Origin of the sequence: Brevibacillus sp. FIR094 (assembly GCF_050477165.1) — a bacterium.
In the GTDB taxonomy this organism is placed as follows: domain Bacteria; phylum Bacillota; class Bacilli; order Brevibacillales; family Brevibacillaceae; genus Brevibacillus.
This window is the reverse complement of the sequence record NZ_JBEAES010000020.1, coordinates 79,240-101,316: the sequence shown is the minus strand read 5'-3', so window position 1 is coordinate 101,316 and position 22,077 is coordinate 79,240. Positions and strand designations below refer to the sequence as shown.

At 49.0% G+C, this 22,077-nt stretch carries 18 protein-coding genes and 2 pseudogenes; 5 read left to right on the top strand and 15 right to left on the bottom strand.

Going from position 1 to position 22,077, the window contains the following annotated elements:
* Positions 1-62: 62 nt before the first annotated feature.
* Positions 63-2,657, bottom strand: coding sequence for an Ig-like domain-containing protein (locus tag ACQ5DJ_RS18760; protein ID WP_429843798.1), 2,595 nt, complete (start codon positions 2,655-2,657; stop codon positions 63-65).
* Positions 2,658-2,839: 182 nt separating this feature from the next.
* Between ACQ5DJ_RS18760 and ACQ5DJ_RS18755 the strand changes: the two genes are divergently transcribed.
* Positions 2,840-3,481: a YdcF family protein gene (locus tag ACQ5DJ_RS18755; protein WP_429843797.1), complete on the top strand. Its 642-nt coding sequence runs from the start codon at positions 2,840-2,842 to the stop codon at positions 3,479-3,481.
* On the opposite strand, the gene dnaI is transcribed toward ACQ5DJ_RS18755, so the two are convergent.
* The 3 genes from dnaI to nrdR form a co-directional block, all read right to left on the bottom strand.
* A complete protein-coding gene (gene dnaI / locus ACQ5DJ_RS18750; protein ID WP_144617152.1) occupies positions 3,458-4,390 on the bottom strand; it encodes a primosomal protein DnaI in 933 nt (310 codons plus the stop codon). The two genes, ACQ5DJ_RS18755 and dnaI, sit on opposite strands and share 24 nt — an antisense overlap.
* Positions 4,391-4,405: 15 nt before the next feature.
* On the bottom strand, positions 4,406-5,845 hold the full coding sequence (locus tag ACQ5DJ_RS18745; RefSeq protein WP_429843796.1) for a replication initiation and membrane attachment family protein: 1,440 nt from the start codon (positions 5,843-5,845) through the stop codon (positions 4,406-4,408).
* A 153-nt stretch (positions 5,846-5,998) separates the two neighbouring features.
* Positions 5,999-6,478, bottom strand: coding sequence for a transcriptional regulator NrdR (nrdR, locus tag ACQ5DJ_RS18740; protein ID WP_012685137.1), 480 nt, complete (start codon positions 6,476-6,478; stop codon positions 5,999-6,001).
* Positions 6,479-6,615: 137 nt separating this feature from the next.
* Here nrdR and ACQ5DJ_RS18735 point away from each other — a divergent pair, with 137 nt between their 5' ends.
* Positions 6,616-7,731, top strand: coding sequence for an HD-GYP domain-containing protein (locus tag ACQ5DJ_RS18735; protein WP_429843795.1), 1,116 nt, complete (start codon positions 6,616-6,618; stop codon positions 7,729-7,731).
* A gap of 79 nt (positions 7,732-7,810) precedes the next feature.
* Here the strand turns inward: ACQ5DJ_RS18735 and ACQ5DJ_RS18730 are convergent, their stop codons facing one another.
* From ACQ5DJ_RS18730 to polA, 5 genes and pseudogenes are all read right to left on the bottom strand, one after another.
* Complete coding sequence (locus ACQ5DJ_RS18730) at positions 7,811-8,857, bottom strand: glyceraldehyde-3-phosphate dehydrogenase (RefSeq protein ID WP_429843794.1); 1,047 nt, start codon at positions 8,855-8,857, stop codon at positions 7,811-7,813.
* Positions 8,858-9,031: 174 nt separating this feature from the next.
* A pseudogene (locus ACQ5DJ_RS18725) lies at positions 9,032-9,594 on the bottom strand (lytic transglycosylase domain-containing protein).
* Positions 9,591-10,199 carry a dephospho-CoA kinase gene (gene coaE / locus ACQ5DJ_RS18720; protein ID WP_376894615.1) on the bottom strand — a complete coding sequence of 203 codons (609 nt, stop codon included), beginning with the start codon at positions 10,197-10,199 and terminating at the stop codon, positions 9,591-9,593. Before coaE ends, ACQ5DJ_RS18725 begins: the two are co-directional and overlap by 4 nt.
* Positions 10,200-10,220: 21 nt before the next feature.
* On the bottom strand, positions 10,221-11,054 hold the full coding sequence (mutM, locus tag ACQ5DJ_RS18715; RefSeq protein ID WP_429843793.1) for a DNA-formamidopyrimidine glycosylase: 834 nt from the start codon (positions 11,052-11,054) through the stop codon (positions 10,221-10,223).
* A 48-nt stretch (positions 11,055-11,102) separates the two neighbouring features.
* Positions 11,103-13,751 (bottom strand): DNA polymerase I, encoded by a 2,649-nt coding sequence (gene polA, locus ACQ5DJ_RS18710; RefSeq protein WP_429843792.1) that lies wholly within the window; start codon positions 13,749-13,751, stop codon positions 11,103-11,105.
* A 141-nt stretch (positions 13,752-13,892) separates the two neighbouring features.
* Between polA and ACQ5DJ_RS18705 the strand changes: the two genes are divergently transcribed.
* Positions 13,893-14,675 carry a divergent polysaccharide deacetylase family protein gene (locus tag ACQ5DJ_RS18705; RefSeq protein ID WP_429843791.1) on the top strand — a complete coding sequence of 261 codons (783 nt, stop codon included), beginning with the start codon at positions 13,893-13,895 and terminating at the stop codon, positions 14,673-14,675.
* Here the strand turns inward: ACQ5DJ_RS18705 and ACQ5DJ_RS18700 are convergent.
* Positions 14,646-15,389, bottom strand: coding sequence for an N-acetylmuramoyl-L-alanine amidase family protein (locus tag ACQ5DJ_RS18700; RefSeq protein WP_429843790.1), 744 nt, complete (start codon positions 15,387-15,389; stop codon positions 14,646-14,648). The genes ACQ5DJ_RS18705 and ACQ5DJ_RS18700 overlap by 30 nt on opposite strands.
* Positions 15,390-15,519: 130 nt before the next feature.
* On the opposite strand from ACQ5DJ_RS18700, the gene ACQ5DJ_RS18695 reads away from it, so the two are divergent.
* Positions 15,520-16,464: a DMT family transporter gene (locus tag ACQ5DJ_RS18695; protein WP_429843789.1), complete on the top strand. Its 945-nt coding sequence runs from the start codon at positions 15,520-15,522 to the stop codon at positions 16,462-16,464.
* Positions 16,427-16,567 carry a hypothetical protein gene (locus ACQ5DJ_RS18690; protein ID WP_157696726.1) on the top strand — a complete coding sequence of 47 codons (141 nt, stop codon included), beginning with the start codon at positions 16,427-16,429 and terminating at the stop codon, positions 16,565-16,567. Before ACQ5DJ_RS18695 ends, ACQ5DJ_RS18690 begins: the two co-directional genes overlap by 38 nt.
* Positions 16,568-16,628: 61 nt before the next feature.
* Here the strand turns inward: ACQ5DJ_RS18690 and ACQ5DJ_RS18685 are convergent.
* The 5 genes and pseudogenes from ACQ5DJ_RS18685 to ACQ5DJ_RS18665 form a co-directional block, all read right to left on the bottom strand.
* A pseudogene (locus tag ACQ5DJ_RS18685) lies at positions 16,629-18,202 on the bottom strand (DHA2 family efflux MFS transporter permease subunit).
* 15 nt (positions 18,203-18,217) lie between these two features.
* Positions 18,218-19,447: an efflux RND transporter periplasmic adaptor subunit gene (locus ACQ5DJ_RS18680; RefSeq protein ID WP_429843788.1), complete on the bottom strand. Its 1,230-nt coding sequence runs from the start codon at positions 19,445-19,447 to the stop codon at positions 18,218-18,220.
* A gap of 6 nt (positions 19,448-19,453) precedes the next feature.
* A complete protein-coding gene (locus ACQ5DJ_RS18675) occupies positions 19,454-20,113 on the bottom strand; it encodes an HlyD family secretion protein (protein ID WP_137030228.1) in 660 nt (219 codons plus the stop codon).
* Positions 20,114-20,122: 9 nt separating this feature from the next.
* Positions 20,123-20,551 carry a MarR family winged helix-turn-helix transcriptional regulator gene (locus ACQ5DJ_RS18670; protein ID WP_144617164.1) on the bottom strand — a complete coding sequence of 143 codons (429 nt, stop codon included), beginning with the start codon at positions 20,549-20,551 and terminating at the stop codon, positions 20,123-20,125.
* Positions 20,552-21,114: 563 nt separating this feature from the next.
* Positions 21,115-22,059, bottom strand: coding sequence for a VanW family protein (locus ACQ5DJ_RS18665; protein WP_429843787.1), 945 nt, complete (start codon positions 22,057-22,059; stop codon positions 21,115-21,117).
* Positions 22,060-22,077 lie beyond the last annotated feature (18 nt).

Here is a 22,077-nt window from a genome sequence, read left to right as displayed (position 1 = left end):
TCCAGACAAAAAAAGCCAACCGATCTCCACCGGTTGGCTCCTCTCTTTTCCCTATCAATCTACTATCTCACCGTCACCACAATCGGTGTCTTCTTCCCACCATATTGCACATAAATCGTCGCTTTACCCGACCCTGTCGCCTTGATCACGCCGTCTTTCACATCGGCCACCAACAGACGAGAAGTGGTCCAGAGAGCTGGCTTGGAGACATCTTCCTCAGAGCCATCCATGTACGTAGCGATGGCGCTCACTTGTTTCACTTCGCCTTTACTCATCACGAGCTGGACTACATTTGTCTTCAAGTATTTCAACATATCAACATCGACTGGGATGGACACGCTCTTGTCGTTGTATCTCGCTGTAACCGTCGTTTTGCCGTAGGCGCGTCCTGTAACGAGACCTTTGGTTACATCTGCTACCTTGTAGTTGCTCGTCTTCCAGTCAGCCAGATTGGTAACATCCATGGTGCGGCCATCTGAGAAGGTAGCTGTCAAGGTTACTTGTACGTTGCTGTTCGACTTCGTAGATACGAAGCGCTTGTTTGCTTCCAGCTTGCTCACGATTCCGACTTCTACCGGGATGCTGATCGATTTACCGCCGTATTTCGCGGTGATCGTCGCACGTCCGTTTGAGAGACCTGTTACGCGGCCGTTTACCACATCCGCTACTTTCAGTGCGGACGAGGACCATTCTGCATCGCTGGTCACATTGTCCGAATTGCCAGCGGAGTCTGTTGCATTCAGCTTGATTTCTTTTGATTCATTGACGTTCAGAATCAGCATGCGAGGATCAACAGAGAGATTCGTCGCTTGGTCTACTTCTACTGCAATCGTAACCGACTTGCCATCGAAGGTACCTGTTATGGTCGTTTTCCCTGCTCCTGTCGCCGTGATCTTCCCGTTCATGACTTCTGCTACAGCAGCAGAAGCGGTGCTCCATGTCGCTGTATCTGTTACATCCTTGGTTGTTCCATCTGCGTAAGCTGCTGTCAGCTTAACGGTGTCGGACTTACCATTGCCAAGCACGATCTTTTTCTTGTCTACCGTCAATGTCTGCATGACGCCAACGGATACGGAAATGTTCACTGTCCGTGTTCCGTATGTTGCTGTTACAGTCGCTGCACCTGTCGACACACCTGTGATCAAGCCTTGACGCACGCTTGCTACGTTAGGTGCACTGGATGACCAAACGACTTTTTGTGTGACATCTTCAGCAGTTGTACTTCCACCTGGATACGAAGCCTTTACCGTCACTTGCTTCGCGCCACCCACTGGGATCGCTACTGTCGTGATATCTGCGGACAAGTTTTGCGGTACATCTACATCGGCAACCAGTGTCGCTGTTTTTCCGCCGTATTTAGCGGTTACATTCGCCGTTCCAGCCTTGTAGGCGGATACGGTATTGCCGCTTGCAAATACGACATCTGCATTGTCCGAAGACCACTCTACTTTTGAAGTGATATCTTCTCTTGTACCGTTCGCGTAGGACGCGTTAACAGTCACGTCTTTCTTATCCCCGCTTTTCATCGTCAGGAAGGCTGGAACGATATCCAAGGAACGAGGTACTTCTACATCTACGCGTACCTGTACGGATTTGTTTCCGTACTTGGCAGTAATCACGGCTTCACCGGACTTCACCGCGTGGATTTTCCCATTGCTGTAGTATGCAACATCCTCGCGATCGGAGGACCATTCGGCCTTATCGTTCACTACTGTGGAGCCACCGCCGTTGGCATAAGTTGCTTTCAGCTCGATGTCTTCTTCCTTGCCCACATTCATGAAAATGTTTTGCTTGTTTAGGTCCAGCTTTTGCGTTGTATCCACATCGACTTTGATCGTCGCTGTTTTTGTTCCATACTTCGCCGTAATGGTTGCTGTACCCGCGCCATAAGCCTTGATCTTGCCTTTGAGCGCATCGGCTACAGCGGTATTGTCTGAAGACCATTCAGCCTTGTCGGAGACGTCTTCCGTTACACTTCCATCCGGGAAAATGGCCTTGAGCTTGATTGTTTCTTCGCCATTCACCAAGAGTGAAACCTGGTTTTTGTTAGGCTCCAGTCTGTGGGCGATCTCGACGTTTACAGAGATTGTTGTCGTCTGGCTACCGAATTTTGCTGTCACTGTACCTGATCCTGAAATCAGACCTTTGATTGCTCCATTTACTACTGTCGCAATCGAAGGTTTATCGATGGACCAGTCTGCTTTAGTCGTTACGTCTTCTGTTGTTCCATCGCTGTATACAGCTGTCAGCTTTACATTTTCCGTGTTGCCAATTCTCACGTTCAACGTTTGATCTTCGGTTGTCAGTGCCTTTACCTTTTTGGTTACATTCACACCCACTACAACAGGCTTACCCATGTAAGTAGCTGTAATGGTAGATTTCCCTACCGATTTGGCTGTGATCTGTCCGGCATAAACAGAAGCGATATTCGCATCCTGTGTCGTCCATTCTGTCTTGACAGTGACGTCTTCCGTTTTTCCGCTCACATAAATAGCGGTAGCCGTCAGGTTGGTAGAATCTCCATTTTCCAATGTTACCTCGTTCTTGGACAGAACGAGTCGGCTGATTTCATCGGCAGCCAATCCTACCCCTGCGTTTCCAGTCCCCACTAATAGCAGGACGGCCAGAAACAAGAGCATCGTTTTTTTCCAGAACATTGCTAGCCTCCCTCGCAAGTATGAAATTTGCTGTTCTTCGAAACCATTCCACCATTACTATATCGGCAAAGAGCAAGAAACAATTTACTAGTTTTTCGTGTCAGGCATGTGTCAAGCTTTGTAACTAGCTCCCATTTTAAACGTCTAAATAAAGAGAGCGACTACGAGGGAGATTTCGAAAAATGAAAAATCGAAAGACAAACGTACAGCGTCCTTGCTGGCGCGGGTTATGGATAGTGTTGGGGATTATCATGCTGCTAGGTCTACTATGGTCGGGCTACAACTGGTACCGCATCGAACAGACGATTGAGGGAGCCAACGCTCGACACGCAACCGTCGGCATTGTCCTCGGTGCAGCTGTCTGGGGTGAGGGACCTAGTCCTGGTCTGCGTGAACGTCTGGAGCAGGCGGCGACTCTGTATGAAGAAGGTTATGTATCGAAGCTGTTGGTCACAGGCGGCCTTGGTGAAGGAAAGTCGATCACGGAAGCTGCTGTGAGCAGAAATTACTTGGTTGCCAAAGGAATTCCAGAAGAGGACATTTTGCTAGAAAGCAAGTCTACCAGCACATACGAAAACCTGCTGTACGGCCAGCAGGTCATGGAGGAACATCATATACAAGACGCCCTGATCATCAGCCACGACTATCATTTGGCCCGTGCAATGGTCATGGCTGATTCACTGGGAATTGTCGCCTCACCTGTCGGGACGACGTCACACGTCCTGTTTGGACCGTATCATAAGGCGAGAGAAGTACTCGCACTCACGCATTGGGAGCTCTCTCGCCTCTGGACACAAGTACTAGGAACGGTGGTTCTCGCGTAAAATTTCATACACATCGACAAAATGGCGGATTCGCTCCATGATGCGAGCCGCTTTTGTTTGTTCGATCCGATTTCCGTTGGAGATAGACAAATGCTCTTGCAGTTCATTCAGCGCGTAATTCGAAGTAAACAACGTAGGTAAATGGTTGTTTGCCCGCTGATTCAAGATAACCCCCAAAATCTCGTCCCGAACCCATGGCGTCAAGTTCTCCGCACCGATATCATCGAGGATCAGTACAGGTACTTCCTTCAGTAATTCCAGCTTCCCTGCGTACGATTGATCCGAGATGGAATCCTTCATCTCCCGGATAAAGTCCGGCACATAAACCAGCAAAGAAGCGACATTACGCTCCGAGAGCTCGCGACCGATTGCTCCCATGATGTAGCTTTTTCCAACACCAAACGGACCGTGCAGATAAAGCCCTTTTACCCGCTCGCCTGTTCCGACTTTTTCACAGAACTGAATCGCAGCGTCTACTGTAGCCAAATTCCCGGAGTCAATGACCAAGCCCTCAAAGCTCGCGTTCAAGGTCTCTTCGGAAACGTAATAGCTGCGCATCAGTCGGCGGCGGCGAATCTCTTCCTCGTGCGACAGTTGCTTGGAACAGGGCGTCATCGAGCTAATAATATGTTGGTGAGCCAGCTCCAATTGAGTGCTATGACCCTTGACCAAATTCGGGCACTCGCCAAGACCCGGACAACGCTCACACCAATACTGCTCCTTGACTGCCGTATAAATGTTAGAGAGCGAGCGGAGGTAATCGTCTCGAGTCAATTCGGGATGCTCTTGTTGAAATGCTTTTAAATACGCGGACGAACGGAACATTTTATCTAACTGCTGATCCGGTGTCAGCAACTGACGCGGTGTCCGTTTGGCCAGCTCTTGCATGAACTCACTGATAGATTCCACGTTCCCTCACACTCCTTATTTCCGTTTTCGCAAGGTTTCCAGTCTTTTCTGCAAATCTGGAAAATCCTGAATGGACTGTTTCTTTTCAGCGTCCGATGCGGTTTTCTCCTGCGACAGCTGCCACTCAACAGATGCCGGCAGCTTGTCCTGCAAGATGGCTCTACCGTTCCGTCTGACAGGAGCAGATTCCTTCTTGCCCGCCTTTGCCTTCTCGGCTGTTTGTGCCCGTTGATCCGCACGCTCGAGGATCTGCTTGACTGCCTCGTCAACTGTCGCGATCCGCTTGGCTTTCCAGCTATCACGAATCGTCTCCATGTACGCTTTTGGCAGCTCCATTTGCATGCTGGCTAACGTATGGAGCAGCAGCGCATTGACGACTTCTGGCTGCATCCCATCCGCAAAAACTAGCGTTTCAGCCCGTTCCAAAAACACCTTGCTGATTCTGCCACCAACGACCTTTTCCAACAGGGTCACCGGAGATAACTGGCGACAAGCACGGATAAAGGCTTCGCTGCCAGGCTCAGGCAAGCGCCCCGGTCCAAAGTCATCCTCTGCCGTGTCAGTTGCAGGCGCAGTTCGGTATAGCTTGTCTTCCGTGTAGCGTTGCACCAAACGCTTGCGCAAAACTTCTCCGTCCAAACTCCGATCCGATTTGTACAGCGTCCAATCACGCAGCTCCTGCCCCATCCCCCAGCTGTCCAGCTGATAGAAATGGCACAACGAGAACAACAGCTCCATGCTCTTGCCTTCCAAAACTTTGACCGAGTCGGCATTATCCGGCAAGTACAGGCGCAAGGACGACACACTCAACGAATGGTTAACCTGTGCCTCGTAGCCAGATTTCATCGGCGCTTGCGGGAAGCTGGTGTCCATCTCTGTTAAAAACTGATCCCGCTCCGAGCCTTTTTTCACTTCCAGCTCTGATTGTTTCAACGACTGGAATACATCATGGAAGTCTTTCGTGACGTTTTCCACGATGGAGTATTCTTGATCCAACTGACTGCCAAGCGTATCTGCATAATGCTGGCGCAGTTGCGAATAGCGAACGTTTTCGATTTTGTTTAACAACATCAACGACAGTACGTAGTCGGCAAAAAACTCAGCCGGACTAAGCGGCGGTTTGATCAAATACTCGTAATAATAGTCACGCTGCTGATTTTCCCTGCGGCGCACCTCGACTAGCCCGATTGCCTCCAGACGTTCACGCGCATCCAATAGCCGATCCAGAGAAAGCGAAGTCGTCAGCATCAAACTGCGATGGGTCCCCTCCGAGGAGGCGCCGCTCACCTCCTGCACGCCATGGACGAGCAGTTGGTAGAAAGCGTACGATTCGACACCGATGATCGGCAAGTATAGCTGCGTAACAAAGCCCATTTCGGCAAAGCCAATCGGTCTTGCCATCCGCACCAGATAACGATCCTTCGGCAACAACTCGTTCCAAACTAAACGACGCATCAGATCTTTCCTTCCTGACAAAATTCGATTCTTTTATTATAGCACGACTACCCATTCATTCGCGGAAAAATCAGCTGGAAAGCCAAAGAAGCCCTGGCGGATCGGCCGCAAGAGCGTGTGAGAGAAGTTGCGAGTCTGATAGAAAACGCTTATCTATTCTTTTGGAAACGAGCTATTTCGCGCTTGAGCCAAAAGCTCCTCTAGCTCTTTCATAAATACATTGATATCTTTGAATTGGCGGTATACAGAGGCGAAGCGTACATAGGCGACCTCATCGACATGGTATAAACGCTCCATGACCTTCTCCCCAACATCATTGCTAGGAATCTCTGCTTGTCCGCAGCTACGCAATTCTTTTTCAATGTCGTTCACTACATTTTCGAGCACTTCCAACGGTACGGGACGCTTTTCGCAAGCGCGCACCAACCCGCGCAATATCTTGTCTCGACTGAATTCCTCGCGTGTTCCGTCCTTTTTCACAATTAACAAAGGTGTTTCTTCTACCATTTCAAAGGTAGTAAAACGGCGTTCGCAGGCTTCGCACTCACGGCGACGACGAATAGATTTATTATGATTGAAAGGACGTGAATCCAGGACTCTAGTCCCATTATATTCGCAAAATGGACAACGCATATCAGAATCAACTCCAATACTGACAATACTTGTCTACAGTGTCCCTCATATTCCTGTCATAAGTCAAGTCAATCCTTGTACCTATTTAAAGCATAAGTCGAATGGAGTACAATTATGATACTGTTGGAGGGATAGTCATGCGTTTAGTATCTTTAAAACAACTACAACCTGGAATGAAATTGGGACGTACAGTCTTCACAGAAGATGGAAAGGTGCTGCTTGGAACCGGTATGGAATTAACGGAACGACTCATTTCCGGATTAGAGCGAGCTAAGGTTGATTCGGTGTATATCGATGATCCCCTTACCAATGATATCGTTGTAGAAGAAGTGATTCGCCCACAAACCAGACAAGTAGCTGTGGAAGTGATCGAGAAGACGATCAAACAAATTACAAACTCAAACAAGCTGGCCCGGAAAATTTCCTTAAAAGAAATGGGCCTTCATTTTCAGCGTGCCTTTAGTTCTATCTTGGACGACCTGATGCAAAACAAGCAAATGGTTGGACATTTGACGACAATCTCTTCTCATTCGCCATCCTTATACCATCACTCTGTGAATGTGGCCGTGCTGGCGACTGCTGTGGGTATGTCTCTCGGCTATAATCGCACTCAGCTCATGAACCTAGGGATAGGGGCCATGCTGCACGATATCGGCAAAGTGAGCCTGCCTGAGGAGATGTTGCAAAAAACAGAGCGTTGGACGGACGAAGAGAAGGAAATCGCCAAACAGCATACGATGCTTGGCTTTAATTTGTTACGTAAGCAGCATGACATTTCGCTTTTGTCAGCACACGTCTGCTTGCAGCACCATGAACGACTAAATGGAAGCGGCTATCCACAGGGATTATCCGGCAAGCAAATTCACGAATTCGCACAAATTGTCGGCCTCTGTGATATTTATGACTCATTGACTTCCCCACGTCCATGGCGCAAGCGCTACATGCCACAGGATGCTATCGAGTACCTGCTAGGCTCTGGTGGTACGCTGTTCGAGCATCATCTAGTAAGCTCCTTTATCAAACACATTGCTATCTTCCCGATTGGAAGCAGCGTCGTTTTGAACACCGGTGAAGTCGGGGTAGTGAGTCGGGTTGATCCGGATTATTCACATCGTCCTACTGTACGTGTGATAAAAGACGGCCGAGGAAACGACGTCCCTAGCCCTTATGACCTCGATCTCAAGACGAACATCCGACTATTTATTGTCGGCTTTGAAGATGATGATCTGTTTAACGTGAACTCATTAGATTAATCTTCTACCTTATCGTAAATACGAAGCAACGCAAAACCCCCTTTGCTCGAAATCGGCAAAGGGGGTTTGTTTATGCTACTTATTTTACGCCCACAGCTGCTGCTTCTTTAGTTGCAGCTTGATTGTTCTGCTCGGATACGTGGCGAACCAGATCTACGACACGGCAGGAGTAGCCCCACTCGTTATCGTACCAAGCAATCACTTTCACCTGATTGTCTCCCATTACCATCGTAGACAGACCGTCGATGATCGAGGAGTGATCGTTGCCATTGAAATCGCTGGATACGAGCGGCTCGTCACAGAACTCGAGGTAACCTTTCAGGCTGCCTTCGCTCGCTTCACGCAGGACACGGTTTACTTCGTCCAAAGTAACAGACTTCTTCGTATTGATCACCAAGTCTACTACAGAAACGTTTGGAGTCGGTACGCGCAAGGCAAAACCGTTCAGCTTGCCATTCAATTCTGGCAGAACAATTCCTACTGCACGAGCAGCTCCTGTCGTCGTTGGAATGATGGACTCGCCAGCTGCACGAGCACGACGCAGGTCTTTGTGCGGGTTGTCGATGTTCACTTGGTCGTTTGTGATCGAGTGAATGGTCGTCATGAGACCTTGCTCGATTCCGAATGCTTCATTGAGGACTTTCGCCACTGGAGCGAGACAGTTGGTCGTGCAAGAAGCATTGGAGATAATGTGGTGATTGGCATGGTCGTAGATGCCTTCGTTTACACCCATCACGATCGTAGCGTCTTCTTCTTTCGCAGGTGCTGTAATCACAACTTTTTTCGCACCGCTTTGCAGGTGCTTGCCAGCGCCTTCGCGATTGTTGAACTTGCCTGTAGCTTCTACGACGATCTCTACTCCGAGGTCACCCCAAGGCAGCTTCAGCGGATCACGGTCTGACAGAACAACTGTTGCTTTTCCATCTACGATAATCTTGTTGTCTTGGACTTCCACTTTATTTTGCAGGCGTCCGTGGATCGTGTCATATTTCAACAAATGTGCAAGCGTCTCCGCTGGATAGCTGGCGTTGATTGCAACGATTTCAATGTTGGGGTCCTGAATAGCGCGGCGGAATACCATGCGGCCAATACGTCCGAAACCATTAATACCGATTTTAATTGTCATATATAGAAACCCCTTCCGAATTGAGTTACGCTTATCTGATACTTTTATTATAATAAGTATGACACAATTATCAATGTGTTTTACTGAAAAATAAATATTTGGACGATTTACCCTACCCAAAAAAAGAGGAAAAAGCCGCTCTCTTATCATAAGAGAAGCGGCTTTTCATGATTTTTAACGTAATTGAAAGTCGTATATATTTTTGTAACGATCATGATAATAGAGCACTCGCTGGACATATTGACGGGTCTCCCCATATGGAATGTCCTCAATCGTCCCTCGAGTTCCGTTCCATTGCTCACTCGCGAGCCATCCGTTTACTTTGCCCGGACCGGCGTTGTAGGCTGCGATGACTTTGACAATATCCCCATCATAGCGGGACAGCAAAAAATCGAGATACCATGTCCCAATCTCGATGTTCATGACAGGGTCGTACAAGTATTGACTATCCTTGGACGGAAACCTGCCTCCTTGACGATCCACTGCGCTGTTTCCGGCATGATTTGCATGAGCCCGACCGCACCTTTTTTCGAAACGCGATCTGTCGCAAACCCACTCTCGGAACGAATGACGGCCAATACCAAATGAGGGTCCACCTCATATTTCAGTGCAGCCGTCACAATCTGTTGCTCATATTTGATCGGGTACATCCATTTCCACACCAATGGCGTGTTTAGCAGCAGAAATACACTCGCCAAAACGAGCAAGATCAATGCTGCACGTTTGCCAAAACTCATGATTGACGCTCCGATCGAATCGCGGCCAATACAGCCTCCACTTGACGCTCGGTTTCTTCACGCGAACCAGAATTATCGATCAAAAAGTCTGCGCCCTGCTTCTTCTGATCAATGGGAAACTGCGCCCGCAGTCTTTTTCGTGCTTGTTCTTCTTCCAATTCGTCGCGCTCCAGCATTCTCGCCAATTGCATCTCGTAGGGCGCATAGACGACCACAATTTTTTCTACCATATGCGTAAGCTTGCTCTCATACAGCAAAGGAATGTCCATAAAGACGATCTCGGCTCCATTCGCTTCCGCTGCTTCTGCCTCTTCCCGCATAACGCGGCGTACCTCGGGATGGACGATGGTGTTCAGCTTTTGACGCTCGGACTCGTCCGAAAACACGATCTCACCTAGTTTTTTTCGATCAATTTGACCATCTTCCAATAGGATTTCTCTTCCAAAATGGCGCACGATCGCTTCATAGGCTACTTTACCTGGTTCTACGACCTCTCTGGCGATTTGGTCAGCGTCAATGACAGGAATTCCGCGCTCTCGAAGCATACCTGTCACCGTGCTTTTCCCAGTGGCAATTCCGCCTGTTAATCCTAGTATCATGCCCATCCTCCTCCCTTGGTCGAACTGTTATAACTGGTTCTTTTGGCAGTCTGGGCAAATATGCGTCCCTCTGCCGCCAACTACAAACCGAATGATTTCCGCCCCGCACTTCGTACAAGCCTCATCTTTTCGTCCATAAACTAATAGAGATTGCTGGAACATTCCCATCTCGCCCTGTCCGTTCACATACGACTTGATGGAGCTACCACCTTGTTCTACCGCTTCTTGCAAGGTAGAGACGATGCTCTCGTGCAGTCGGATAACTTCTTTATCTGTCAGCTTTCCTGCCGGTTTCTCCGGATGAATGCCTGCTTTAAATAGTGACTCGTCCACATAAATATTCCCCAGCCCTACAATACATTCCTGGTTTAGGAGAAGCGGCTTAATTTTTGTTGACCGTCCATTTAACAATTTCCCCAAAACTTCAGGAGTAAAACTCTTATCTAGCGGTTCTACTCCCAGTTTTGCCAAAGGTCCGACAGTTGTTTCCTTCCCCTTAGGAAACAAATCCATCGTCCCGAACTGGCGAACATCTCGATAACGCATCTCCGTTCCGTCTGTAAAATGGAAGACGACATGGGTATGCTTCTCAACGGGATCATCCGCTTGATATACGCCATAGCGCCCTTCCATACGCAGATGGGACACGAGCACATCCTCGTTTAAGAAAAACTGAATGAATTTTGCCCGCCGTTGGATATCCTGAATGGTTTGTCCCACCAAGAGAGATTTGAAAGCTTCCACGTCATCTGGCTGACGCACAATACGCGCCAAATGAACACTTACTCTCTCAATCGTTTTTCCCATAACCAAGCCTCGCAGAGTCCGTACGACGGTTTCTACCTCCGGCAATTCTGGCATATGCCCTCCTCCTCTCGCTGACTATCCATTTTTATGTTCTAGGCATGCCTACTTCGCATCGTACCAAGTACGTCCGTCACTGACGTCCACCTTGAGTGGCACGTTGAGGGACAGCGCACTCTCCATCACTTCTGGTACCTGCTTGCGCATGACCTCAAGTTCATTTTCTGGTACTTCAAATACAAGCTCATCGTGCACCTGCAAAAGCATGCGGCTAGCGAGACCCTTCTCCTCGAGTGCCTCCTGCATGCGAATCATCGCCAGCTTGATCACATCGGCAGCAGTACCCTGGATCGGCGTGTTCATCGCAGTACGCTCGGCAAACGAACGCAGGTTAAAGTTGCTGCTGCGAATATCAGGCAGGTAGCGGCGGCGGTTCAACAAGGTCGTCACATAGCCATCCGCCTTCGCCTGTTGGACGATCTCGTCCATCCAGCGCTTCACACCTGAGAAGACATCGAAGTAGCGCTCGATGAAGTCACCGGCTTCTTTGCGGGTAATATTGAGGTTTTGCGACAGACCGTAGTCGCTAATGCCGTATACGATCCCGAAGTTGACCGCTTTGGCCTGACGGCGCATGAGCGAGGTCACTTCTTCCTCACTAACACCAAATACGTCCATGGCGGTGCGGGTATGAATATCCATTCCCTTTTGGAAGGCGTCAATCAAGTTTTCGTCTTTCGAAATGTGGGCCAAAATCCGCAGCTCAATCTGGGAATAGTCAGCCGCCAACATGTACCAACCGTCCTCCGACGGGATAAACGCCTCGCGAATCTTGCGTCCTTCTTCCATGCGGATCGGGATATTTTGCAGATTCGGGTCCGTACTGGACAGGCGTCCTGTCGCCGTAGTCGCTTGGTTGTAAAGCGTATGCACCTTGCTCGTCTTCGTATGGATTTCCTTGGTCAAGCCCTCAATATACGTAGAACGGAGCTTGCCGAGCTGACGGAAGGTCAGGATCGCATCGATGATCGGATGATACGGGGCCAGCTTCTCCAAAACATCTGCACTGGTAGAAGGACCTGTTTTGGTCTTTTTCAATACAGGCAGAGATAAGCGATCAAACAAAATTTCACCCAATTGCTTCGGCGAGTTGATGTTGAATGCTCCACCCGCCAGCTCGTAAATCTGATCTGTCAGACCCGCGAGCTTTTTATCCAAGTCTTCCCCCATTTGCACAAGGCGTTCACTGTTTACCTTTATGCCTTGCTTTTCCATGAGAGCCAGTACCATACTCAGCGGGGCTTCCAATTCACCGAGCAGCTTTTCCATTTCGTTCTCCGCCAGCTGCTCGCGCAATACAGGCACACTCTGCCAGATTGCAGCCGCTTTATGCGCCACATGCTCGCTCAGGACGTCCATTTCAGGAACAAGACGCTTGGCACCCTTGCCGTACACCTCTTCATCTGACAATACCCGTGTCTGTGCGTATTGTGCCGCAATGCTATCCAATGCCGGGTTGCTCTCAGCCGCATTCAGCAAGTAAGAAGCGAGGTACACATCAAAGCTGATGCCTTTTATCGCCAAATCATGCCAAGCGAGTCCAACCGTGTCTCGCTTGCCGTCAAATACCCACTTCTCCTTTGCCGGATCAGCTAGCCACTCACAGAGTGCCTTCCATTCCTTGGCTACGTCCCACGGAACGAACATCACTGTATCTTCCGCAGCCAGTCCAACTCCGAGGAATGGCGCATGGTGATAGTTTTCCCCGTCCATTTCGATGTAAAGAGCCATTGGCGACGTCAGCTTGGACTCGAACGCCGCTTTGTTTTCCTCTGAAATCATCTCAAACGAAAACGGCTTTGCGTCTGCTTGTCCGCTTCCATCTGCTGGCTGTGCCACTTTGATCTTGGACAACAGCGATTTGAACTCCATCTTTTTAAAGAACTCACTTAGGGGTACACCATCATAGCCTTCATAGCCAGTCTCTTGCACATCCAGCTCCACAGGCGCTTCACGCAAAATGGTTGCCAAGGCTTTACTCATGTTCGCCTTGTCTACATTCTCACGCAGGTTCTCTTGCAGCTTTTTGCCCGAGACTTTATCGATGTTTTCCAGAACTTGCTCGACAGAGCCGTATTCGTGCAGCAGCTTCAGCGCTGTTTTCTCCCCGACACCAGGGACACCTGGAATGTTGTCGGACGAATCGCCCATCAAGCCTTTCAGATCAATTATTTGCAGCGGCTTAAGGCCGTACTTTTCGTGAATTTCTTCCGGAGTGTACATCTCGATTTCGCTGACACCCTTTCGCGTCAAAGCGACGGATACATGCTCAGACACGAGCTGCAGCATATCTTTGTCTCCGGTAATGACAGTCGTTTTCCAAGCTTGTCCATCTGCCTGCTTCGTCAACGTACCGATAATGTCATCCGCCTCGTAGCCTTCCAGCTCGAAGCGTTTGATTGAGAAGGCATCCAACAGCTCCCGAATCAATGGAAACTGTTCAGACAGCTCCGGCGGAGTTTTGCTGCGTCCCCCTTTGTACTCTGCATACTCGCTATGGCGAAACACGACTTTTCCCGCGTCAAAAGCAACCATGATATGCGTTGGCTTCATTTCCTCCAACACTTTTAACAGCATAGTCGTAAAGCCCAGCACTGCATTCGTATGCAGTCCTGCCGATGTAGACAATAAAGGGAGCGCATAAAACGCCCGGTTCGCAACACTGTTTCCATCAATCAACACAAAATGACTCAAGGAATTCGACCCCTCTCGTTACAAAACTACTATCCTTAATCGTAACATAGGGCAAACATCAAAGCCAAGCCGTAGATATGGCGGGTAAAGAACAAGGTGATTGAACAGACTATGGAAAAATTGGACAAGGAAGGTGATCCTATGAATGCGAGGAAAATGATTCCGATCTTGCTCACGCTATTTCTTTCCTTCGGATCAATACCAGCAACTGCGACCCCACATGCAGAGGTCGAGCCCGCAGGCAAAAAGCTGATGGCATTTGTCATCGATGACTTCGGGAACAACATGCAAGGCACGGAGGAAATATTATCGATGCCAGTCCCTCTCACTGTTGCCGTCATGCCGTTTCTGCCAAGCACCAAGCAGGATGCCGAGCTCGCCCATCAAAAAGGACATGATGTACTCGTTCACATGCCGATGGAGCCGATGAAAGGAAAACGCTCCTGGCTGGGTCCTGGAGCCATTACGGCTGATCTGTCCGACGATGAGATTCGCAGTCGCGTGGAAAAAGCGATTGCCGATGTGCCACATGCGATTGGCATGAACAACCATATGGGCTCAAAAATAACAGCTGACGAGCGAATTATGCGCATCATCATGAAGGTCGTCAAGGAGCGTGGGCTCATTTACCTGGATAGCAAGACCACTGATAAAAGCGTGGCGGCGAAAATAGCGGCTGAAATGGGCGTGCCCCATGCCGTGAATCAAATTTTTCTCGATGACGTGTACTCTGTCCCACATATTACGAAGCAAATGGAGCTCGTCTGCAAACGAATCCACAACCATCCCTTATGTATCGCGATAGGCCATGTTGGGCCTCCTGGCAAGAAAACAGCCTCCGTTCTGCGCCAGTACATCCCGCGAATTCAGAAGGAGGCCGAATTTGTAACCATTTCAAAGCTTATCCAGCAAACTGCTCATTAATCTTCGCCACCAGCTCTCCTGCACGCTAGCCTCCGTTTTCAGATTTCCCGACCGCTTTACGTATTCGCTCACGGCTTCTGTAATGGCCTGAGCGATTTTTTCTTGTGCTTTGGGATTCGTTAACATTTCGCGGTCATGCCCATTGCTGATAAAACCCATCTCCACGATGACAGACGGACAGTAGTTATGACGCAACATGTAGTACGTCTTCCCCCTGACTGGTTGGTTGTTCGTCCCTGTCAGCTTGTTCAGCGAGTTTTGCAGCAGTTCTGCCAGCATATAGCTTTGTTCGGTATCTTGGTACAAGAGAATGGCACCCCGTCTCCGCGGATTAGACGCCCAGTTTACATGCAGGCTGAGCAACATCTGGGGACCGATCTCTTTCGCCAAATTCTTCCGCTGCGCCAAATCCCGAATATGCCTCGATCGGTTGTCCAACCACCGATTCTCATCGCTCAGTGCGATATCCTTGTTCCGATTCAAGGCCACCGTATAGCCAGCTTCTGTCAACTGTTGGTATAGTTGCTTGGCAATTTGCAGATTGATGTCTTTTTCGTACAAATCCCCATAAGAAGTTCCCGAATCTACACCCCCATGACCTACATCAATCAAAATGTGGAATGGGGTGAGCGGCAAAGCCTCGCTTCGCGTCGGGATACAGATGAGGATAAGTATGAAAGCAGCGATACGGAAAAAAGCCTGTAAGTGTCTCATGCCAGTAGGATAACCGGATTGAAAAGAAACCTTTCAAGCGGCGAGGTACACATAACATTGTGAATTTTTTAATCCAACTGTACAATTACAATAATGAAACATGACCTTTCCCGCATAAGAAGGTGTACTGATGAATCAATCTTTGGAAAAACCGTTATTCCCCCCGTATTTGGCTCTTTTAATCGGGGTGATCGCCATTTCCTCTTCTGCGATCTTTGTAAAGCTATCGGATGCGCCTGCTCCGATTATCGCTACGTATCGCCTGATTTTTTCTGTTCTCTTAACGCTTCCTTTTTTATTCTGGAATCGTGGCGCCATCGCAGAGATTGGAAAAATATCCAAAAAAGTGTGGCTACTCTGTATTTTATCCGGAGCTTTTTTGGCAAGCCATTTTCTGTTGTGGTTTGAATCGCTGAACTACACGTCTGTAGCCAGTTCTACTGTGCTCGTTACCTTGCAGCCATTATTTGCATTCATCGGCGGTTATTTCTTTTTTGGTGAAAAAGTTCGATTTCTGGCTCTAACCGGCGGCTTGCTGGCGATTGCGGGAAGCTTCGTGATTGGCTGGGGAGATTTTCAAGTAGGCGGCATGGCTCTGTGGGGTGATTTCCTCGCATTGATGGGAGCTGTCACCGTGACGGGCTACTGGCTGGTCGGACAGTACGTTCGCCAGCATATGTCCTCCTTTTCCTATACACTCGTCGTCTATACGGCCACCAGCGTGATTCTGGTCGCCTATGATCTGGCCCTCGGCTATTCGCTCGTCGGTTACCCTGCGGCGGATTGGGGCTGGTTCTTCTGTCTCGCCCTGTTCCCGACCTTGCTTGGACATTCTATTTTTAACTGGATTATTAAATGGCTCAATACGACGACGATATCCATGGGGATTTTGGGAGAACCGATCGGGACTGCGATTCTCGCTTACTTCATCTTGGGTGAAGTGGTAACGCCTCCGCAATGGATCGGCGGCTTGATCATTATCGCCGGCATTTATGTGTTCATTCGTTTTAACCAACCTGCTAAAGGAGTGTCCTCCATTGAACAAGCAACCGGAGAACCGAAAAAGCTTGCGTGAATTCGTCAAGGGACTGAGTATTTGGGCGAAGATTGGCTGGACAATTCTTCTTGGCTACATCGTAGGACGGATTTTGTACTGGTTATTTAAAATGATGTCCTAACAGGCAAAAGGGGCAATTCCTGAGAAGTCTTCGATAAGACTTGCGGAATTGCCCCTTGCTATTAGGCTGTTGCCTTTTCGGTTGCTGGAACCTGTTGCGCTTTTTTCGGCTTTTTATGCAGGAAGTACAGGAGTGGAATCGAGAGGACAATAGGGATAACTGAGACGAGGAAAGTATCCCCGATGCCTTGGACCAACGATTCTTTTGCCATCATTCCGTACAAAATCGCGCTGGCTCCCCCTGTTGCACTCGCCGCATCTACCCCTACTTGTGCATACATTCCTGAAATGCCACTGATAAACTGCATCGCCATATCCGTATTCAAGTTGTCAGAGATTGAAGCCATATGGAAATTTTGACGTGCCTGCATGATTACTGTCAAAATCGCAATGGCAAACGAGCTCATGACCTGACGCAATACGTTGGACAGCGGAGAAGCATCCCCCACACTTGCACGCGGAACGGCGTTCATCCCTACAGTAGACAGCGTCATCATGCACAAACCGATTCCAATCCCGCGAATGGTCAAGATCATATCGATCCACGCGTGCATGCTGTCAGCAGATAGATTGTGCAGTTCATACGTCGTGATGCTCATGATGGTCAAGCCGATTAATCCAATCGGTCCGATCCCGTATTTATCCATCAGCTTCCCGCTGATTGGCATCATGATCGCCATAGCAATCGACTGCGGCATCAACAGGAGTCCTGACTCCATAGCCGTCAATCCCTGAATGTTCTGGAGGAAGATCGGCATCAGGAAGATACCACCCATCATCCCCATCATGACGAAGCCGGAAGTCAAAATACTGATGGTGAAGGTAGGAATCTTCAAAAGCCGCAGATCGAGCAGCGGACTTTCTTTCCCCAGTTCCACCCAAACAAACAGGATCAAGCTCATCACGGCAACGAAAAGCAAACTGACGATGAAAAAGGAGGTCCAGCCCTCTGCTTGCCCTTTACTTAAGGCGAGCAGCAGCGTCCCGAAACCGACGATGGCAAGAAACGCTCCCAAAAAGTCGAACTTCAACTCTGGCTTTTTTGGTGTTTCCTTGAGCAAAACGATACTCATGATCACCGCAAATATACCAAAGGGTACACCGACCAGAAAAAGAAATTGCCAACTTAAAAATTCGATGAGATACCCACCCAATGTCGGACCCAGCGCAGGGGCAGTCATGGAAGCAATCCCGAAAATCCCCAATGCCATTCCGATCTTTTCACGCGGAACGATCATGTAAATCATCGACATCCCGATTGGCATGATCATCCCCCCGCTGACACCTTGCACGACGCGAAAAGCAATCAGCGAAGAGTCACTCCACGCCAAGGAACAAAGGATGGATGAAAAAGTAAACGCGGATAAGGAGAGTACAAATATTTTTTTCGCCCCGAATTTGGCAGACAACGAGCCGCTCATCGGAATCATGACGGCGTTTGCCAGCATATATCCGGTCAATACCCACTGCATGGTCTCAGTACTTGAACCAAAAATATTGACATGGCAGGCAGGGCAACGTTAATCAAGCTATTGTTCAGAATCGCAACGAAGGTTCCTGAGAGGATGGCGAGAAGAGACAGCCACATGCCGCTGTTCCCGCTTTTCTCCTCCCGGTGTGCCACCGCTTCCGCCATGTGTCAACACCCCCGTTAGTTTGCGATCACCTTGTTGCCCTCGGACAGTTTGTCTGTCGGGTTTAGCACAATTTGATCATTGTCTTTGACGCCATTCGTGACAGTTGTCCAGTCGCCGCTTGCGTTCTCTACCGCAACTTCCACCTGGTGTACAACGTTGTCGCTTACGGTATAGACATAATGCTTGCTGTCCTTCTCCAGAACGGCTGACGTCGGTAATTTTGTTCCTGGCGTTGCCTGACCTTGAAGCATGACCTCTGCCACCATACCTGCGCGCAGCAAGCTGTCCTGATTATTTACCTTCACTTTAACTGGGAAAGAACTGCTGTTGGTATCCGAAATCGGAGAGACAAACTCAACGGTGCCTTTCAGCACTTTGCCACCGAGACTGCCTACCTTCACATCAACAGTAGAGCCGACCTTCACTTGGTTGATTTGGTTTTCCGGCACGCTGGCTTCTACTTTGACATCTGCCATATTCACAAGCACCATGAGAGGCGTCCCCGCTCCTGCCATTTCTCCCGGGTCAACCGAACGCTTGGCGACGATGCCTGTGATTGGCGCACGAATAATGGTATTGTCATAATTGCTTTTCGCCAGCTCGAGATTGGAGCCCAAACGGCTTACTTCTGCTTGCAGAGCTGCTACCGTGTCGGCAGTTGGGCCTGCTTTTGCCAGATCGTATTGGGCTTGCGCTTGTTCAAGCCCTGTGCGCGCCTTTTCCAATTCCAGTGAAGATTTCTCCAACTCAGCCTGTGACAATGCGCCTGCATCAAACAGTGCTTTCATCCGATTGTAGTTGCTCTCGACCACCTTCAGGCTGGCTTCTGCCTGCGTGACAATACTCCCAAGCTGCGTCAGTTGCTCATTACGCGCACCTGCTTTCGTATCTCTCAGCTTTGCCTGAGCGCCTGCAATGGCTGCCTGTGCCTGATTGATCTGCTGCTGATAATCAGCTGCCTCCAGCGTGACCAGAACATCGCCTTGCTTGACGACTGCACCTTCTTTTACATTCACGCTCGCTGCTTTTCCAGATACTTTAGAAACGACTTGGATCTCCTCAGATGCTGCCACCTTACCATTGGCAATGACACCCGTAGAGGCAGAGGTCACCTTCCACGTCTTCACAACAGGGACGTTCTCGCTCGTTTGCGATGCAGAAGATGTCTCGCTACAGCCCGCCGTAATAATAGAAACGGCTGCCATGACTGCAGCGATTGTTTTCCATTGTGCTGTTTTTTTCATGCTTGATTACATCTCCTTCACGTGCACTTTAATCTCGGCATTCAATCCGGCCACGAGGTCCAGACCTGCTGTGTCATCTATGGCGATTTTGATCGGGATACGCTGGGTTACCTTGGTGAAGTTCCCGCTCGTGTTGGCCGCAGGCATCAAGGAAAATGTAGAATTCGTCGCCTTTCCGATCTCCATCAAATGACCGCCCAATTTCTTACCTGGGTAAGCGTCAATCGTAAAATCGACTTTTTGGCCGAGTTTCAACCGTTCGATCTCAGTCTCTTCCAAATTGGCGGAGATGTACAATTTGTTTTCGTCCATCACGAGAGCTACCGATTGCCCTGTCGAAACAATCTCTCCCTCTTTTGCTTGCGTTTTAATCACGGTACCTGTAATGGGAGAACGCAACACGCTGTTTTCCAGCATCGTCGTTGCTACGTTAGTTGTATCTTGCTGCCCTACGATTTGGTCCGCTATAACGGTGTCGCCTTCTTTGACAGCGAGTCCGGTCAGTTTGCCTGTCATTTTTGGCATGACGCGATAAATGTCTCCCGCAATCCGAGCATCTTGTGTGGTCACATAATGTGCACCTTGATACCAATAGTAGTAACCGATTCCTCCACCACCTGCCACGAACAGGAGCAAAATGACATACAAAACCAGTTTTCGCTTCATGGTTTCTCCTCAACTTTCTCGTTCTTCTAGTTTCACAATCAATGTTTCCATCGACTGAATAATGATGTCTAAATCCTCATCGGAAAATCCATGGAAAATACGCTTGTAAAAGTTTTCTGAGAAAAAATCAACCTTTGCGAACAGCTCAGAAATCTTTGGTGTTTTACGAATCCAGACAACACGCCGGTCATTCTCATCACGTACGCGCTCTACGAGTTGTTCTCGTTCCAAACGATCTATGATGCCAGAAACGGTGCTGTACGATAAGTCTACGGCTTTGCTTATCTGTCCGATCGTTTTGGGATCAGGGTGGATTTCTCGAATGACCATCAGCTGCGGGACAGTCACACCATATTGGGACAGTTCTTTTGTGGCCATTGTTCCAAATGTCTTGTTCAACCGTTTTAATAAGTCCCGAATATGCAGTGATTTGTTCATAGCGTACTCCTTTCTTAAGTAATATTTCGTGTACGAAATTTATCACATGAAAACTATACGATGTTTTTCTATCCGTGGCAACTATTTCTTTAGGTTAAACTTTAACTAGGCAACCTTTTAAAAGCATGCGTTAATCGGGCTGTCGTGGTGGGGCGGAAACAGGAGAAAACGCTCCAGCTTCTAGGGCCACCCGCTGTGGGATTGACTGCCCGACTCCATGCAAAAAGCGAAACCGCGTCCAAAGTGGTCCATTCAGGATGTGTTTCAGTGGTGGACGCTTAAAGGCGTGTTTCGCTTTTTGCATTACGTCTCGGTCGGCGTCCCTAAGATCTTCGCTTATTTCTCCTGTTTCCTCTACGAGCTTCCGTGGAATGTGCTCAGTTACGCCAGAGAAGAATATTTCCAGACGTAGCGACTTGTGAAGTCCTACCGAGCGGAGAAGGGATTTGCGGGCAACAGAAACGCTACCGTGCCCGCGGGACGGAGCCTGGAGCCTAGACTGGAAATATTCTTCTCCCCACCGCAGCCTCGTACTAAAAACAAAAAACCGACACCCCCTACCATTAAGGGATTGTCGGTTCATTTTCATGCAAAATAGATGGAGCATCCGGTGCTTCCTCAGGGGTCGTGCGACGTACGCTTGGTACATTTCGTGGCTCATGCTCAATTTCTGGGAAAGAGTGAACCGTCACGTACATGCTTCCGTTGCTCGTGATCGCCCGGATCAAGACCGGATAGGCGTATTTGTTTTGAAACACAAAATCGGGGCCGTACCAGCTCACTGTTGCATCGCGGCCTGGAGGTACATACGCTACGTTTCGGCTGTGAGAATAACGCTGCATAATGTGCAAACCTGCCTGGTCTACCGCATTGAACAAAGTAGACGATACTTGGCAGATCCCTCCCCCGATGCCTTCCGACAGCTCTCCTCTGACAATGATGGGTGCCTGCAAATACCCTTTTTCTTTTGTACGCTGGCCCACTACCTTATTAAAAGAAAAAATTTCTCCTGGCAATACGACGTAATTGTTAATCGCCTGCGAGGCGAGCTTGATGTTGTGTACACGATTCCGGTTGCCTGCATTGAAATAGGTCGCATATTGTCCGATCCTTTTTTTCCGAACCTGACTCATGAGAGCCTTGTCTACCTTCGGGAATACCTCTTTGTAGCTGACATTCATGCTGGCAGCTCCCGTACCGTAAAAATAATCGTAAAAACGTGCACGAAATACCAGGTCATCTAATCTTCTTCCCTTGGTTTCTGGAACAATGGCCCCGGCGTTATTAATCGTCGCATTGATGGGCTCGATGTGGGCTTTTTTCGCCACCTCTTCCACCATTCGCGCAAGCTTGCTTTCATCAACCAACGGAACACTATCAAAGGGAAGAGAATAATCAGCTCGATTGAGAATAGCTACCGTTTTGTCCTCCATCTCTATCTGCAAAAAATTCGTTGGGTCGAGGGGATTGATTAATAGTAACAGAGCTAACGTCATAGCAAAACCCATCCGGCTGCTCACCTCCAT

Excerpts from the sequence above, each read along its gene's own strand:
- ACQ5DJ_RS18760 (WP_429843798.1), bottom strand. The coding sequence starts at position 2,657 with ATGTTCTGGAAAAAAACGATGCTCTTGTTTCTGGCCGTCCTGCTATTA.
- ACQ5DJ_RS18755 (WP_429843797.1), top strand. The coding sequence starts at position 2,840 with ATGAAAAATCGAAAGACAAACGTACAGCGTCCTTGCTGGCGCGGGTTA.
- ACQ5DJ_RS18745 (WP_429843796.1), bottom strand. The coding sequence starts at position 5,845 with ATGCGTCGTTTAGTTTGGAACGAGTTGTTGCCGAAGGATCGTTATCTG.
- nrdR (WP_012685137.1), bottom strand. The coding sequence starts at position 6,478 with ATGCGTTGTCCATTTTGCGAATATAATGGGACTAGAGTCCTGGATTCA.
- ACQ5DJ_RS18735 (WP_429843795.1), top strand. The coding sequence starts at position 6,616 with ATGCGTTTAGTATCTTTAAAACAACTACAACCTGGAATGAAATTGGGA.
- ACQ5DJ_RS18730 (WP_429843794.1), bottom strand. The coding sequence starts at position 8,857 with ATGACAATTAAAATCGGTATTAATGGTTTCGGACGTATTGGCCGCATG.
- coaE (WP_376894615.1), bottom strand. The coding sequence starts at position 10,199 with ATGGGCATGATACTAGGATTAACAGGCGGAATTGCCACTGGGAAAAGC.
- mutM (WP_429843793.1), bottom strand. The coding sequence starts at position 11,054 with ATGCCAGAATTGCCGGAGGTAGAAACCGTCGTACGGACTCTGCGAGGC.
- ACQ5DJ_RS18705 (WP_429843791.1), top strand. The coding sequence starts at position 13,893 with ATGAATGCGAGGAAAATGATTCCGATCTTGCTCACGCTATTTCTTTCC.
- ACQ5DJ_RS18700 (WP_429843790.1), bottom strand. The coding sequence starts at position 15,389 with ATGAGACACTTACAGGCTTTTTTCCGTATCGCTGCTTTCATACTTATC.
- ACQ5DJ_RS18695 (WP_429843789.1), top strand. The coding sequence starts at position 15,520 with ATGAATCAATCTTTGGAAAAACCGTTATTCCCCCCGTATTTGGCTCTT.
- ACQ5DJ_RS18680 (WP_429843788.1), bottom strand. The coding sequence starts at position 19,447 with ATGAAAAAAACAGCACAATGGAAAACAATCGCTGCAGTCATGGCAGCC.
- ACQ5DJ_RS18675 (WP_137030228.1), bottom strand. The coding sequence starts at position 20,113 with ATGAAGCGAAAACTGGTTTTGTATGTCATTTTGCTCCTGTTCGTGGCA.
- ACQ5DJ_RS18670 (WP_144617164.1), bottom strand. The coding sequence starts at position 20,551 with ATGAACAAATCACTGCATATTCGGGACTTATTAAAACGGTTGAACAAG.
- ACQ5DJ_RS18665 (WP_429843787.1), bottom strand. The coding sequence starts at position 22,059 with ATGGGTTTTGCTATGACGTTAGCTCTGTTACTATTAATCAATCCCCTC.